This is a genomic window from Streptomyces sp. NH27 (genome assembly GCF_056859195.1).
The window spans coordinates 1-14,639 of record NZ_JACEGK010000013.1; the positions used below are offsets into that span (position 1 = coordinate 1).

Genomic DNA, 14,639 nt, shown 5'->3' on the forward strand with positions numbered 1-14,639 from the left:
AGCGCTTGCCGCCGTAGGGCCCCACCCACTCCGGGTGCAGCCGGGCCGGGTGGGTCGGGGCGAGCGAGCCGAGGTCGTCGGTCAGCGCGACCCGGTACGGGTTGAACCAGGCGTGCAGCTCCAGGCCGCGGCGGTGCGCCTCGTGCACGGCGGTGCCCAGCGGGTCCCAGCCCGGGTCGCGGCCCTGGGTGCCGGTGAGGTACTGCGACCACGGCTCGTACGACGAGGGCCAGAACGCGTCGGCGGTCGGACGGACCTGGAACATCACGGCGTTCAGCCGGCGTTCGACCGCGGTGTCGAGCAGGTCGATCAGTTCGGCGCGCTGCTCCCGCGGGGACAGCCCCGGCGCGGACGGCCAGTCGGTGTTGGCGACGGTGGCGATCCACATGCCGCGCAGCTCGCGGCGGGCGGTGGGCGGCCGGTGCGCGGCGCCCGCCGGGCTTCCGGCGGAGGTCGAACCGGAGCTGCTCGCCGTCGACGTGGCAGCGGTCCGGGTGGGCGCGGCCGCCTGCGCGGCGCCGATCGCCGCGGCCGAGGCCAGCGTGCCGGCGGCGGCCACGGTGAAGGTTCTGCGGGAGAGTGGGTCCATACCGTCCTCCTGATCTACCGTCCAGATCCGCCGATGATGGTGGTCCGGGGCAATGGCGGCAACCGCCGAATGGTCCAGTCCACTGGAGTGGCGGGGCGCCGGGCCCGGCGGCCCCGGTGGGCGGTAACGTCTGTCCGGTACACGATCAGGTGCGAGCCAGGTGCAGGCAGCGGCAGGCCGGACACGGCCGACGGTCGGGAGGCTGACGAGTGAGTGACATCCAGCGCGTCGGAGTGGTGGGCGCGGGCCAGATGGGTTCGGGCATCGCCGAGGTGTGCGCGAAGGCCGGGCTCGACGTCCGGGTCGCCGAGACCACCGGCGAGGCACTGGAGTTGGGCCGAGCCCGCCTGACGAACTCCCTCGGCAAGGCCGCCGAGCGCGGCAAGCTCACCGAGCAGGAGCGGGACACGGCGCTGGACCGGCTCAGCTACACCACGGACCTCGCCGAGTTCGCCGACCGCGACCTCGTGATCGAGGCGGTGGTGGAGAACGAGCAGGTCAAGCTGGACATCTTCAAGACCCTCGACCAGGTCGTCACCCGCCCCGACGCCATCCTCGCCTCCAACACCTCCTCCATCCCGCTGGTCCGGCTCGCGGTGGCGACCTCCCGCCCCGACCAGGTGGTGGGCATCCACTTCTTCAACCCGGCCCCCGTGCAGCGCCTGGTCGAGGTGATCCCGGCGCTCACCACCGGCAGCGAGACCCTCAAGCGGGCCGAGGCCCTGGTCGGCGACGTCCTCGGCAAGCACCCCATCCGCGCGCAGGACCGCTCCGGCTTCGTCGTCAACGCCCTCCTGGTGCCGTACCTGCTCTCCGCGATCCGCATGTACGAGTCCGGCATCGCCACCCGCGAGGACATCGACAACGGCATGGAGATGGGCTGCGCCCACCCGATGGGCCCGCTCAAGCTGTCCGACCTGATCGGCCTCGACACGGTCGCCGCCATCGCCGACTCGATGTACGCGGAATACAAGGAGCCCCTCTACGCGGCCCCGCCGATCCTCCAGCGCATGGTCGACGCGGGCCGCCTCGGCCGCAAGACGGGCGCGGGGTTCTACACGTACTGACGGCGCCTTCATCGCCCCGATGCCGGGCCCGGCCGCGCGCGGCCGGGCCCGGCGCGCTATGAGATAGCTGCTGACGGCGCCCGGTCTGCGGGCGCTGCCGCCGGTGCGGCCCGTCCGATCTCTGTTGCGAGGGCTACCGCGTGTGCGGATGCGGCTCGGATGTGTTCCACCCGTCAACACCCGGGGGCGGAGCACTCGATCTGCGGCCCAGGGACCGAACTCACCTGGTCGTGGCCGACATAGTGCGACTTGCTCAGCGGTCGCCTTCGAGACTCCAGCTGGTTGCCGCCGACCCTCTTGACCCCTCAGAGGCGTCGCACTAGCGTCCTCGACTAGCCGATACCTCCGATGTATCAGTCGAGTTACCGCAAGACCGCATCCAAGCCGATCACCGTCTCGACCGAGACACGGGCCGACTTCTTCGGTCTCGGCCATCGCACGCGCCTCTATCCAAGGAGCCGCACATGTTGCCTCGCACGTTACGCACCCATGCCCGGAGCAGCAGGATCGCGGGCGTCCTGGGCGTGGCCACCGCCCTCCTGCTCGGCGGCGGGCTGGTCCCGGCCGCGGTGGCGGCGTCGCCGACGAAGTCCCTCACGCTGCATGCCGCGCCGTCGGGGGCGGGTACGAAATGCGAGAAGGCGTCCGCGCCCTGCTCGTTGACCGGAGCGAAAGCGGCCGTCCGCAAGGAACTGGCCAAGCCGCACCCGGCGGACATCACCGTTGTCCTGGCCGACGGCACCTACCGCTTGGCGCACGGCCTCGAGTTCGGCCCGGCCGATTCGGGAAAGCCCGGTCAGCCGGTCACCTGGCGGGCAGCCCCCGGTGCCCATCCAGTGATCTCCGGCGGTAGCCGGGTGACGCGATGGACGCACGTCGAGGGTTCCGACGTGTGGTCGGCCCCGGTGCCGGCCGGAACCCGTACCCGGCAGCTGTACGTCGACGGGGTGGAAGCGCCGGTCGCCCAGAAGACCCCGGCGCAGCTCGGCCTGAGCCTGACGTCGTGGGACAAGGCGGCGTTCACCACGACCGGATCCACCGCCACGTGGTTCTCGAAGCTGGCGGCGCGACTCGACGAAACGCAGCTGCGGGAAATGCAGTTCGTCTACACGCCGGCGCCGCCGATGGACTGGGCGACCGTGGAGTGCCCGGTGGCATCGGTCACCGCGGGCGCGACGTCGGGCACGACCACGGTGGGCATGGCACAGCCGTGCTGGAACAACGTCACGAACAAGCAGACCACCGTGTGGGGCGGCAACTCCTCGAACATCACCCCGTACAGCCTCGCCGCTGGTACTCCGCCCACGATGATCGAGAACGCCTACTCGCTGCTGAGCCCCGGACAGTGGTACCTGGACAATTCCGCGGACCGGTTGTACTTCGAGCCCGCGGCCGGCCGGCGCATGTCCGACCTCGACGTGGAGATCCCGCGGCTCGAGTCGCTCGTGAACGTCGCCGGGACGCTCGCACACCCCGTGCACGACCTCACCTTCAGCGGGATCACGTTCAGCACGGCGACCTGGAACCAGCCGTCGACCCCGACCGGGTTCGCCCAGGTGCAGGACAACCTCATGGTCACCCAGCCGATCGTCAGGGACGACAACGGCAACGTGCTGCCGTCGAGCCAGGGCGAATGCCACTTCGGCGCACCGGCCGAGGGCAGTTGCCCGTGGGCCGCGTTCGCTCAGCCGCTCGCGAATGTGCAGCTGACCGCGGCCAGGCACGTGACCTTCGAGGGCGACCGGTTCAGCGACCTGGGGGGTATCGGGCTGGGAGTCCGGTACGGCAGCGACGACAATCTCGTGCGGGGCAGCGAGTTCAGCCAGATCGCGTCGAGCGCCATCTGGCTCGGCTGTTCCGGAGACCCGACCCCCGGCTCGAGTGATGACCCGGCCGCCACGGTGATCGCGGACTGCTCCGACAGCCCGAGCGCGTCGGCACACGACGACATCGGTGCCCATGGCGTCAACGAGATCATGACCGGGAACGTGGTCGACAACAACGTCATCCACGACGCGGGCCTGGACTACATCGGGGCGGCGGGCGTGACGATGATGTTCACCCGGCACACCACCATCTCCCACAACGACATCTTCAACATGCCCTACGACGGCATCACCTCCGGTGCGTGGCAGGGCCACCCGGACGCGGAGTCCCTGCCGGGCGCCAACCCGCCCGAAACCCTCGACCAGTACTGGAACCACACCACCAACATCAACGCCTACAACGCGATCACCGCCAACTGGTTCCACCAGAACATGCAGATGTTCGGCGACGGCGGCGACATCTACACCGAAGGCCAGCAGGGCCCGACGGTGTACACCGCGGACGGCTCGATCGACCAGCCGGCGTCGTACGCGCAGGGCCTGACGATCAGCGGCAACGTCGGCGACACCAACACCGGCCACAGCTCGTACTTCACCGCGCCCGACGTCGGCTCGCAGTGGATCACGTTCACCGGCAACGTCGAGTGGAACTCGCACTACTCCATGTCGAGTCACTGGCCCACGGACAGCGCATGCCGCAACGTGGTCGTGGGCAACTGGCTGGCGGATCCGGACGACAGCCCGGACGCGGTGTGCATCGGCGCGAACACGGCGCTTCCCAGCCGGCCCGGCCCCGCTGATCTGCGGGGTGCCATCAGCGGTCGGACCGCGCGGGCGGTGCTCGACGGGGCCGGGCCGCAGGGCGCCTACCAGACCGTGGACGCCGAACTACCGGCCCACATCACCTACTCCGGCACCTCCCCCGCGACGGCCGACACCCCTGAGCAGGTGCTCATCGCCGGCTCCGGGTTCTCGCCGTCCAAGGCGGTCTACATCGGCGGCGTTCGGGTCTCGGGGACCGATCTGACCGTGCTCTCCACCGGTTTCATCATCGCGAACGTGCCCGCCGGAGCGGACCCGACGGACATCTCGATCGGTCGTCCGCCGGCACCGGTCATCACCGACCCCGCACCGTTCGCCGCCCTGCCGAAGTCGCCGACCGGCATCGACGGTACGGGACTGGCCGGAGCCACCGTCACGGTGACCGACCCGGACGCGGCGGGCCAGGTGTGTGCCGCCACCGTGGCGAAGAACGGCAGGTGGGCGTGCGCTCCGGCGACCGCGCTCGGCAACGGCGTGCACACCATCTCGGCGGTACAGGCCGACCGGACCGGGACGTCCTCGCCGAGGACCGTCTCGGTGGTCATCGGGCCGCGCACGATGAGCCTCGCCGCCAAGGTCGGCTTCGGCGGCTCGTTCACGAACAACGCCTACGCTCCCGGCGCCGACGAGATCGCCCTCGGCAGCATCGATCGCCGGGCCGGCACGGAGACGGTCCAGCCCGGTCAGGGCGTCGTGCTCAAGGGCGGCGACAACGCCGTGGGCTTCGCACCGAGCACCTCCTGGGGCGACGCCCGACTGACACAGAACTTCGTCGCCGATGTGAAGTTCACCCCGGCCGCCGGAACCGACCAGCCCTCGCTGGCCACCCTGTTCGCCGTGGGCGGCAACCTGTGGGTCCGCTACGGCGGCGGGCAGTTGACCTACGGCTTCGCTCCCTCCGGCGAGGGCAACCACACCCTGACCACGCCGCTGCCGGCGACCGGGCAGCAGCACGACCTCCAGATCGGCTGGGACGGGTTCGGCCCCGTCGCGACGCTGCACGTATACCTCGACGGCGTCGAACTGCCGGCGGTGACCGGCGACGCCGCACCCTCGACCCAGGTCCTGAACGACATGGTCGGGATCGGCAACGACGTCCACCCGGCGGCACAGAGCCGCGGATTCACCGGCACGATCGCCGGCTTCCGCATCGGGACCTACGACGGCCCGTTCGACCCGAACCTGCTGACCGAACTGGGAGGTTAATACCCCTCACCGCGAATGACGGGCACGGCCACCATGTCGGTGGCCGTGCCCGTCGCTCTCCCTTTACGCCCGCGGGCCGGTGGATCAGTCGGTGGTGTGCGCCACGACCTCGGAGATCGCCGGGGCCGGGCTGCCGGCCGTCCACAGCAGGCGGACGGTGTCGGTCGTGACGCCGTGCGCGGACAGGCGGGTGTACGGCCCTGTCAGCGCCCCGATGGTCCGCCACGCGCCGCCGTCCTGGACCTGCACCTGGGCCCGGGCCCGGCCGGCGCCGGGCTGGAGGACCAGCACCGAGTCCAGTGCCTTCGCCGACGGCAGCTTCACCACGAGTGCGTCGCCGGACGCCGGCGTGCCACCGGCCTGGTACGCGGTGGTCAGGTCGCCGTCCACCGCGGCTGCCAGCGACGAGCCCGTCGCGGCGGCGGGGGCTCCGGAGACGGTGACCGCGGTCAGCGGCGAACCGACCGTGAACTCCCGTACCACCACCCAGTTGTCCTGCGCCGCGGTGTTGCGCAGTCGCACGTAGCGGGCGACGGCACCGGCCGGGGCCGCGGCCTTCACCTCGGCGGTGTCGCTGAAGTTCCCCAGCGACTGCCATGTCGTGCCGTCGGAGGAGTACTCCAACGTCCCCTGGTGGATGTAGTCCTGAGCGCTCGTCGGTTTGCCCATGAGGACGTCGACGGTGCTGATCGGACGCGCCGAGCCGAGGTCGACGCCGACGTAGTCGCCGACCGCCGGGCTCGCGTCCGACCAGAAGAAGGTGTCGGGGTCGCCGTCGGTGTAGTTCGCCGGGTTGTTGCCGTCGTAGGTACCCAGCGAGGTGGTCGCCGTGGAATGCGTGTGCACGACACCGAGTGCGGCGTCGTACTGGTTCTCGGCGTCCTTGACGAAGGTGTCCACCACCGTGTCGCCGACCAGCACGCCGTGTCCGGAAGCCGCCGTGACCAGGGCGGGCAGCGCCTGCCGGTCGGCCCAAGCCTGAGCCGCGTCGCCCGCCTGCTGCCGTTGCAGCATGTCCAGGGCGGTGAGCGTGGCCGTTCCCCAGTCGGCCGTGGAGTCGAGCCACGACGCGGCGTCGGTGAGGAAGCCCTGCTCGTTCTGCGGCAGATGTGCCCGCAGGAACGCGGGTGCCGCGGCGACGGCGGCGAGTTCGGGACGCAGGGTGCGTGCGGCCTTGGCCGGGTCGGTCGGCCAGGCGGTCCAGAACTGCTTGATCGCGGCGCTCAGTTCGGGTGCCTGGCCGCCGGTCAGCGCCGAGGTGTAGTTCAGGTCGGCGAAGGCCCGCAGGGCGGCGGTGGTCTTCGGGTCTCCCCCGGCGAGCTCGCCGAGGGACGCGTTCCAGGAGGTCTGCGGGTTGTAAGCCTCCGCGTTCCACAGGTAGTCCGCCATCGTGAACAGCGCGATCCTCGACGCGTACGGCTGGATCATCGGGTTCGAGGTGAGACCCGCCACCGCGCCGGCCACGCCCGGCTCACGCCCGGTGTACGGGGCGAGGAGCAGGCGGTTGGTGACGTAGTCGTTGACCGGATAGTTGTCCCAGACCAGGATCTTGTGGCCGAACACCTGCTGGGCTTCCTTGGCCTGGGCGGTGGTGATGGTGGGCGCGACCACACCTTCGCCGGTCCACTCCACCAGCACGTCGGGGTCCAACTGCTGTGCGATAGCGGTCTTGTAGGGGCTCGGCGTCGTGTCGTAGTACTCCGTCGGCACCATCTGCAGCGCCGCGGCGCCGGGGTGGGTTGCGATGAAGTCCTTCTGCACCTGGTTGAGCAGATACGACTGCGCGGCACCGGCCGCGCCACCGCCGGTGCCGAACTTCGTCTCGTCGGCCGCGCAGTTCCAGTTGGTGTAGCTGATGTCGTCCAGCGGGACGGCGAAGGAGCGCACACCCACGTCCCACAGCGTCTGGAACTTGGCCACCAGCGCCTTCTCGTCCGCGTCGGAGCTGTAGCAGACGGACAGGCCGGGTGACAGCGCGTAGGTGAACGCCACGTGGTCGGCGGTGGCCCGGTCGGACAGGCTCTTGATCACCGCGAGTTGGTCGGCCGGATACGGGTCGCGCCACTGCGCGCGCAGGTAGGGGTCGTCCTTGGGCGAGTACACGTAGATGTTCATCTTGTGCGCGGCGAGGTAGTCGAGCTGGTCCAGGCGGGCCGGGTCCGACCACGGCGTGCCGTAGAAGCCCTCGATGACACCCCGCAACGCGGTGGACGGCCAGTCCCGTACGGTGATCCCGTCCAGCGTGCGGTGGGGAGCGTGACCGCCGGACTGCACGAGCTGACGGAGTGACTGCGCGGCGTAGAAGGTCCCCGTCGGATCGGCTCCGGCCAGCACGATCGACCGGTGTCCGACGCCCAGTTCATAGCCTTCTGCCGGCAAGCTGCCCACTCCCGGCAGTCCGAGCGCGGTCAGGGCCTTCGCGGTCCCGGGTGTCTCGGCCGGCCCGCCGACGTACACCGTGAGGTCCCCGTGTTGCGAGGGGTGATCGGCACGGGCGAAGGTGTGGGCGCCCGCGGCGCGAAGGGCCGCTTCGGTCACGCTGAGGGCGGAGGGATCCGCGGCGGCCCCTGCGATCAGCGTCACCGCGGGGGTGATGGTGACGTGGCCGGCCTGCGGGGTGACGGAGCGGGGGGTGGGGAAGATCTGTGGTGTGCTCGGGGCGGCGGCCTGCGCCGTCCAGTGGACTCCCGGTAGCGCGACACCGGCCGCGAGCGCGAGGGCGGCCCCGGCCGCGACCACTATGCGTCTGGCACGAATTGAACCATGAGGGTGCTGCACGAATCATCCTCCTTGGAATGCTGTCCGGCTTGCTCCTGGGTGCGCTGTGCCATCGCATGCCCGCGCCCGCCGGCAGAGTCGGGCGGCGGGCTGGTCTTGGTGGGACCGTCGGGCGATGGAGCTCCGTCAAGGGAGCTCGGTGAGCGAGGAGTTCGTCGCCGCGCGTTCCAGGCGCGTTCGACGTGGAGGTTCGCAAGGTGCGGAAACGCAGGTCGCGCCCGTTCAGAGTGGGCTCAAGTGGTCTAGACATCTACGATAGGCCCGATGAATTTACGGCGTCAAGACCGCGGCGAGGGTGCCGCGGCTCCGCGCCGCCGGCCTTCCGAGCCGTGTCCGACGCCCCGGGCCGTGGGGCCGTGGGGCCGTGACATGGGTGCGGTCCCGCGCAGGGGCGCGGGACCGCGAGCGCGCCAACCGCTACTTGTCGTAGACCCCCAACTCGTCGAGTGCCCAGCCGTATCCGTCGGCGGGGCTCCCGGTCTTGGCGGAGACCCAACTGCTGACGTCGAGCAGCACGTAGCGGGCGGAGACCGTGGGGAACGCGTAGGAACGGGTCTGCCCGCAGGTCGTCACCCCGTGGGCGGCGCAGTCGGTGCTGCCGCCGGAGTCCGCCTCGGCGGCCACCGTCGTCCAGTTCCGGCCGTCCGTGGAGACCTTGAGGTCGTACGTCTTCGGGTAGTTCTCCCAGTCGGGGTCGACCACCATTCGTCCGACCTTCGTGGCGGCGCCCAGATCGACCTGCAGGCTCCAGGGCGTGCTGTCGTGGGACTGCGCCATGGTCGCGGGGTCGCCGTCGACCGCGTTCTCCACCGGCTTGCCCCAGTCGGCGGCCGGAGTGCCGTTGAGCATCGTGACCGGCTTGTCGTAGGCCAGATCGGGGTTCGGCGGAGGCGGTGTGCTGGTGGCGGCCCAGCCTTGCGGCGCGGAGTTCATGGTGAACTTCAGCTGTCCTCCGCGCACGAGGTCGGTCTGGCTCAAGGAGGGCTCGGTGACGCTCCGACCGTTGAGGGACAGTGCCTGCACGTACGGCTTCGCCGCTGCTCCGGGTGCGCTGATCACCAGCGGACGGTGCGAGGCGGGAAGGCGGAGTACCGCCTTGTCGAAGAACGGGCTGCCGACCGCGTACTGGGCCGACGCGGGGTTGACCGGATAGATGCCGAGCGAGGACAGCACGTACCAGGCGGACATCTGCCCGCAGTCCTCGTTGCCGCTGAGGCCGTCAGGAGTGTCGGCGTAGTTCGCGCCTGCGATGCGGCGCACCTGCTCCTGCGTCTTCCACGGCTGCCCGGCGTAGTCATAGAGGTAGGCGGCCTGGTGGCTGGGCTCGTTGGTGTGGTTGTTGTGGCCGCCTGCGAAGTAACTGTCCAGCCAGGACGCGAACTTCTCGTCGCCGCCCTTGAGCGCGATCAGTCCGGGGATGTCGTGCAGGACGTCGAGCGTGTACACCCACTGGTCGCCCTCGGTGAACCCGCCGTCGGCCCAGGAGCCGTCGAGGTTGCGGGACTGCATGAAGCCGGTGGCGGTGTTGAACAGCTTCTTGTAGTTGTCGCTGCGCGCCAGGAAGAACTTGGCATCGGCGCTCTTGCCCACCTTCTTGGCGATCTGCGCGACCGCCCAGTCCTCGTAGGCGTAGTCCAGCGAGCGCGATCCGGCCTCGGAGGTGTGGTCGGCCGCGACCCAGCCGTTCTGCTTGTAGGTGGTCAGTCCCGCTCTCGCCTCCACGGGCGTGCCCTGCTCGCGGTCGTGGAAGTCCAGTTCGGTGTCCCGGTCCGGCGGCGTCATCGCGTCCTTGTACACCGCCTGGTAGGCGAGCTTGGTGTCGAATCCGGTGAAGCCCTTCGCCATGTCCTCGGCGATGATCGAGTCGGCGTTCGTGCCGACCATGATGTTGGTCTCCGTGAGGTTCTTCCACATCGGCAACCAGCCGCCTTGCTGGTAGTCCTGCAACATCGAGGTGACCATGCCGTTGATCCGCTCCGGGGCGAAGAGCGTCAGGAACGCGTTCTCGGCCCGATACGTGTCCCAGGTCGAGTACCCGGTGTAGCTGACGCCGTTGTGGACCTTGTCGTCGTAGGCGCTGTAGAAGCGGCCGTGCTCGGACATCTCCGACGGGTACTGCAGGGCGTGGTACATCGCCGTGTAGAAGACGGCCTGCTGGTCAGGCGTGGCACCTGTCAGATCGACCCGGTCGAGCTTGTCGCTCCACTGCGCCCGGACCTTGGCCACGGTCTGCTCGAACGTCTGGTGGTCGGGCACTTCGGCGGCGAGGTTGGCACGTGCCTGGGCGACCGAGATGAACGAGGTCGCGATCCGGACCTGGACCTTCTGGGTGCCGGCCGGGAAGCGCACGTACGCGGACACGTTGCCGTCGGTGCGGTCGGCCTGTCCCTCGTACTGGGTCGCGCCCGTGGCGGTGCCGTAGCCGGCGAAGGGGGTGTCGAACCGCGCGACGAAGTACCCCTTGAAGTTCGGCGCCTTGAACGGGCCGAGGTCGCTGTCCTGCCGGTCGGGGTTGTAGCCGGTGATCTCCCGTGCGCGGGGATCGACGTGCACCTGGCCCGTGATGCCCGAACGCGTGGCCTGCAGAACGAAGTTCGACTCCGCGCCGTGCGGGTAGGTCGTCCGCAGGAACCCGACCCGTGAGGTCGCCGTCATCTCCGTCCGGAGCGTCTGCCCCGCTCCGGCCTGCATGTTCACCGTGTAGAGCGAGGGTGAGGCGGTCTCGTCGGCATGGGTGAACGCCAGCCCGCGATCGGCCGCGGCCGTCTTCACGGCGCCGACCCCCGGCATGCCCACCACGTAGCCGGAATCGCCCATCCAGATCGCCGGCTGGTGCGTGCCGATGAAGCCGGTGATCTTCGGATCGTTCAGGTGGTACGGAGTTCGGCTGACGTAGTTGTCCCGGGTCATGGGCGACCACCTGGTCATACCGAACGGTGGAGCCGTGCTGGGAATCATGCCGCCGTACTCGGTGCTGCTCGCGCCGGTCGTCCCGATGAACGGGTCGACCAGACCCACGTTCGACGACCTGCCCTCCGCCCGGCCGGTGGCGGCGAACGGCGGGAGGAACAAGGCCACGAGCGCGGTAACGATCATGATCGTCCAGGTCAGAGGCGCCGGCCCGGAAAGTCGGGCGCGCCTGCCGCCACCCGAAACTTCAGGTCTCACATGGTTCATATACATCTCCGATGTGACATCGTTGTCAAGCCGGACAGAGTCTTGCGTGAGGCCATCGAGCACGCAATGGATCTGACGTATCCACTTTTTGGACACCACGGAGACAACCGGGGGGCTTACGACCGGCAAACGGAGGGCGGCGTCGCGGGTCGATGGCGCTCGTCCTGCCGATCGCGCGGGGCCGGGAGGATCCGCTGCTCGCGCCGACGGGCCCGGCGCCGTATGCCGCCGGACCCGTCGAGGGATCGTCGAGGGGATGGATCAGCGCGGTCAGCGCTCCAGCATGCGCATCTGGGCCTCGTTGTGGGTGTCCCCGGCGGCCGGCGGGAGGCTGCTGAGCTTCGCGAGCTGCTCCGCGTCGAGGCGGACCTCGTCGGCGCCGATGTTCTCCTCCACCCGGGCCACCCGACGGGTGCCGGGGATGGGGGCGATGTCGTCGCCCTGGGCCAGCAGCCAGGCGAGCGCGACCTGGGCCGGGGTGGCCCCGATCTGCCCGGCGACGGCGGCGACTTCGTCGGCCAGGCGGAGGTTGTGCTGGAAGTTCTCCTCGGTGAACCGGGGGTTGTCGGCGCGGAAGTCCGCGGGGTCGATCTGGTCGATGGAACGGATCGCGCCGGTCAGGAAGCCGCGGCCGAGCGGTGAGAACGGCACGAACCCGATGTTCAGCTCGCGCAGCACCGGCAGCACGCGGGCCTCGGGATCGCGGGTGAACAGCGAGTACTCGGACTGCACCGCGGTGACCGGGTGGACGGCGTGGGCGCGGCGGATGGTGTCGGGGCCGGCCTCGGACAGGCCGACGTACCGGATCTTGCCCTCGGTGACCAGCTCGGAAAGCGTCCCGACCGTCTCCTCGATCGGGGTGCCCGGGTCGACCCGGTGCTGGTAGTACAGATCGATGTAATCGGTGTCCAGCCGCTTCAGGGAGCCCTCGACCGCGGTCCGGATGCTGGCCGGGCTGCTGTCCGCGCCGTCCTGCCGGCCGGTGTGCGAGATCAGCCCGAACTTCGTCGCCAGCACCACCTCGTCCCGGTGGCCCTTCAGCGCACGCCCGACGAGTTCCTCGTTGACGTAGGGGCCGTAGACCTCGGCGGTGTCGATGAACGTGAGGCCCAGTTCCAGCGCCCGGTGGATGGTACGGATCGACCCCGCGTCATCGGTCCCCGCGCCGACGTAGCCGTGGGACATACCCATCGCACCCAGGCCGATCCGGGAGACGTCCAGGTCACGCAGCTTGATGTGCTTCATCGTCTTCTCGATTCTCCTGAAGGATCTCGGTGGTACGAACGATCGGTGCCCGGCGGGGAATTCCGTGGCGTCGGGGTCGGCCGGCGCGTCGGGGTCGGCCGGGGCGGCACGGTCGGCCACGGTCCCGTACGGATATCGCTCCACACCTACGAGACTGCACCCACACACCCCTGCCAGGCAGGGCGAGATCTGCCGGGGCACGGCCATCAGGGGTGTGCCAGGCCCCCTACCTCGGGCGTGTCGCGCCGTCGGCGGTGGGAGACCGGAGGCACGGCACCCGAGCAGCGCGGCGGGCCACCGCGGCGGGTGCATGCCGTCGCCCTGCCCTGCCCTTCCCGGCGGGGCGGGGCAGGGCAGGGCACCGGCGTGGCGCACCGGCGCAGCGGCCGTTGCGTCCGCGTCAGGGGGTCAGCCCAGCGCCCAGATCTGGTTGTAGCCGCCGTTGCCCGCCCACTGGACGACGGGGTCGCCTGCCGTGGTGGACTGGTTCGCGACATCGGCGACCCAGCCGCTTGCCAGGTTCACCAGCACGTACCAGGTGTCGGTGGGCGAGGTGTACGTCCCCGCGGCTTCCACCGCCCAGCGCTGGTTGGCGCCGCCGTCGCACGTCCGCTGGTCGAGTTGGGTGCCCTGGTCGGTCGAACTTCCCGGCACCTCAAGGCACTTGCCGCTGGCCGCGCTCGTCAGGGTGTAGACGTTGCCGTCCACCCTGGACATCGTCCACTTCTGGTTGGCGCCGCCGTCGGCGCCCCACTGGATCACGCCGGCGCCGTCCGCGGTGGAGCCGCCGCTGACGTCCATGAGCAGCGAGCTGTTGGCGTTGGCCAGGGTCCGGGTGCCGTCGGCGGGGTTGGAGGTGCCGTTCGACCAGGTGCCGGCCGCGGCGTCCAGCGTCCAGGAGTTCTGCCAGCCGACCGACAGGGTGGAACCGCTGATCGTCATGGGCAGCCAGACCAGGGCGGAGGAACCCAGGTCGGAGGTGTTCCAGCGGTCGCCGGCGTAGATGTATGTCGTGCCGGACGTGCCCTGGACGGGGATGATGTTCGCGGTCTGGCTGTCGTAGGTGCTGGTGCCGGCAGCGGCGAAGGGGCGCCAGTCGGACCACGGGCCGGCGAGCGAGGTGGCGGTGGCGTAGTCGTTGTCGTTGGTGCTCCAGCCGCTCAGGTGCGAGCCGAGCAGGAAGTACCGGCCGCCGACCTTGGCCATCGCGGGGGCTTCGTAGTCGGGCAGCACGGCGACCGCGGACTCCACCGAGAGGTAGTCGGCCGACAGCCGGTCGATCCGCAGGCCGTTGGAACGGTCCTCGCTGAGCAGGTACGCGGTGCCGTCGCTGTCCTGGAAGAGGTTCAGGTCGCGGCTCTCGAAGCCGAGCGGCCGGAAGCTGCCGCGGTACGTGTACGGCCCGCAGGGCGTGCTGCTGGTGGCCACGCCCACCTTCGCGTCGCCGTAGGAGGGCGAGTCGATGTGCAGATACATCACGTACGTGCTCGTGGAGGCGTTGTAGATCACCTTGGGGCGCTCGACGACCCGGTTCGGGCCCAGGTCGCCGTCGGCCTGCAGGCTCAGCGCCTGGCCCTGCTTCGTCCAGTGCGCCAGGTCCGTGCTGCGGTAGCAGGGGATGTCCTGGAAGGACGCGTTGCCGGAGTTCTCCCCGGTCTTGTCCTCGCCGAAGCCGTACCAGGTCGAGCCCGACTCGACGATTCCCAGTCCGTGCAGCTGGAGCACCCCACCGGCGCTGTCCTGCCACGTCTGGCCGGGGTTGAACTGCGCGGTCGCCGCGTGGGCGGCCGTCGGGGGCAGTGCGATGGCCAGCACCGCGGCCAGCCAGGTGACGAGGACGGCGGTGAAGGTCGCGGCGCGGCCTCTGCGCGTTCCGCTGGTTCGGGTGTGTCGCAAGGGGAGCATGAGAGTTCCTGAGAAGGGTCGGCG

The 14,639-nt window shown here is 70.1% G+C and carries 7 protein-coding genes; 2 read left to right on the plus strand and 5 right to left on the minus strand.

Annotated elements, in window-relative coordinates; all coding sequences use genetic code 11:
• Positions 1-589: glycoside hydrolase family 10-like protein (locus AC13HU_RS02515; protein WP_483040040.1), on the minus strand; the 589-nt coding region annotated here is incomplete at its 3' end.
• Between the two features lie 209 nt (positions 590-798).
• Between AC13HU_RS02515 and AC13HU_RS02520 the strand changes: the two genes are divergently transcribed.
• Positions 799-1,656: a 3-hydroxybutyryl-CoA dehydrogenase gene (locus tag AC13HU_RS02520; RefSeq protein WP_483040041.1), complete on the plus strand. Its 858-nt coding sequence runs from the start codon at positions 799-801 to the stop codon at positions 1,654-1,656.
• A gap of 464 nt (positions 1,657-2,120) precedes the next feature.
• Positions 2,121-5,510, plus strand: coding sequence for an Ig-like domain-containing protein (locus AC13HU_RS02525; protein ID WP_483040042.1), 3,390 nt, complete (start codon positions 2,121-2,123; stop codon positions 5,508-5,510).
• 84 nt (positions 5,511-5,594) lie between these two features.
• Here AC13HU_RS02525 and AC13HU_RS02530 read toward each other — a convergent pair whose 3' ends face one another.
• From AC13HU_RS02530 to AC13HU_RS02545, 4 genes are all read right to left on the minus strand, one after another.
• Positions 5,595-8,267: a glycoside hydrolase family 84 protein gene (locus tag AC13HU_RS02530; protein ID WP_483040057.1), complete on the minus strand. Its 2,673-nt coding sequence runs from the start codon at positions 8,265-8,267 to the stop codon at positions 5,595-5,597.
• Between the two features lie 438 nt (positions 8,268-8,705).
• Positions 8,706-11,384 (minus strand): GH92 family glycosyl hydrolase, encoded by a 2,679-nt coding sequence (locus tag AC13HU_RS02535; RefSeq protein ID WP_483040043.1) that lies wholly within the window; start codon positions 11,382-11,384, stop codon positions 8,706-8,708.
• 351 nt (positions 11,385-11,735) lie between these two features.
• Positions 11,736-12,710, minus strand: coding sequence for an aldo/keto reductase (locus tag AC13HU_RS02540; RefSeq protein WP_483040044.1), 975 nt, complete (start codon positions 12,708-12,710; stop codon positions 11,736-11,738).
• A gap of 408 nt (positions 12,711-13,118) precedes the next feature.
• On the minus strand, positions 13,119-14,615 hold the full coding sequence (locus AC13HU_RS02545; RefSeq protein ID WP_483040058.1) for an RICIN domain-containing protein: 1,497 nt from the start codon (positions 14,613-14,615) through the stop codon (positions 13,119-13,121).
• Between the last annotated feature and the right edge of the window lie 24 nt (positions 14,616-14,639).

What these genes read in the sequence shown, in the direction of transcription:
- AC13HU_RS02525 (WP_483040042.1), top strand. Translation starts at nt 2,121, where the DNA reads ATGTTGCCTCGCACGTTACGCACCCATGCCCGGAGCAGCAGGATCGCG.
- AC13HU_RS02535 (WP_483040043.1), bottom strand. Translation starts at nt 11,384, where the DNA reads ATGATCGTTACCGCGCTCGTGGCCTTGTTCCTCCCGCCGTTCGCCGCC.
- AC13HU_RS02540 (WP_483040044.1), bottom strand. Translation starts at nt 12,710, where the DNA reads ATGAAGCACATCAAGCTGCGTGACCTGGACGTCTCCCGGATCGGCCTG.
- AC13HU_RS02545 (WP_483040058.1), bottom strand. Translation starts at nt 14,615, where the DNA reads ATGCTCCCCTTGCGACACACCCGAACCAGCGGAACGCGCAGAGGCCGC.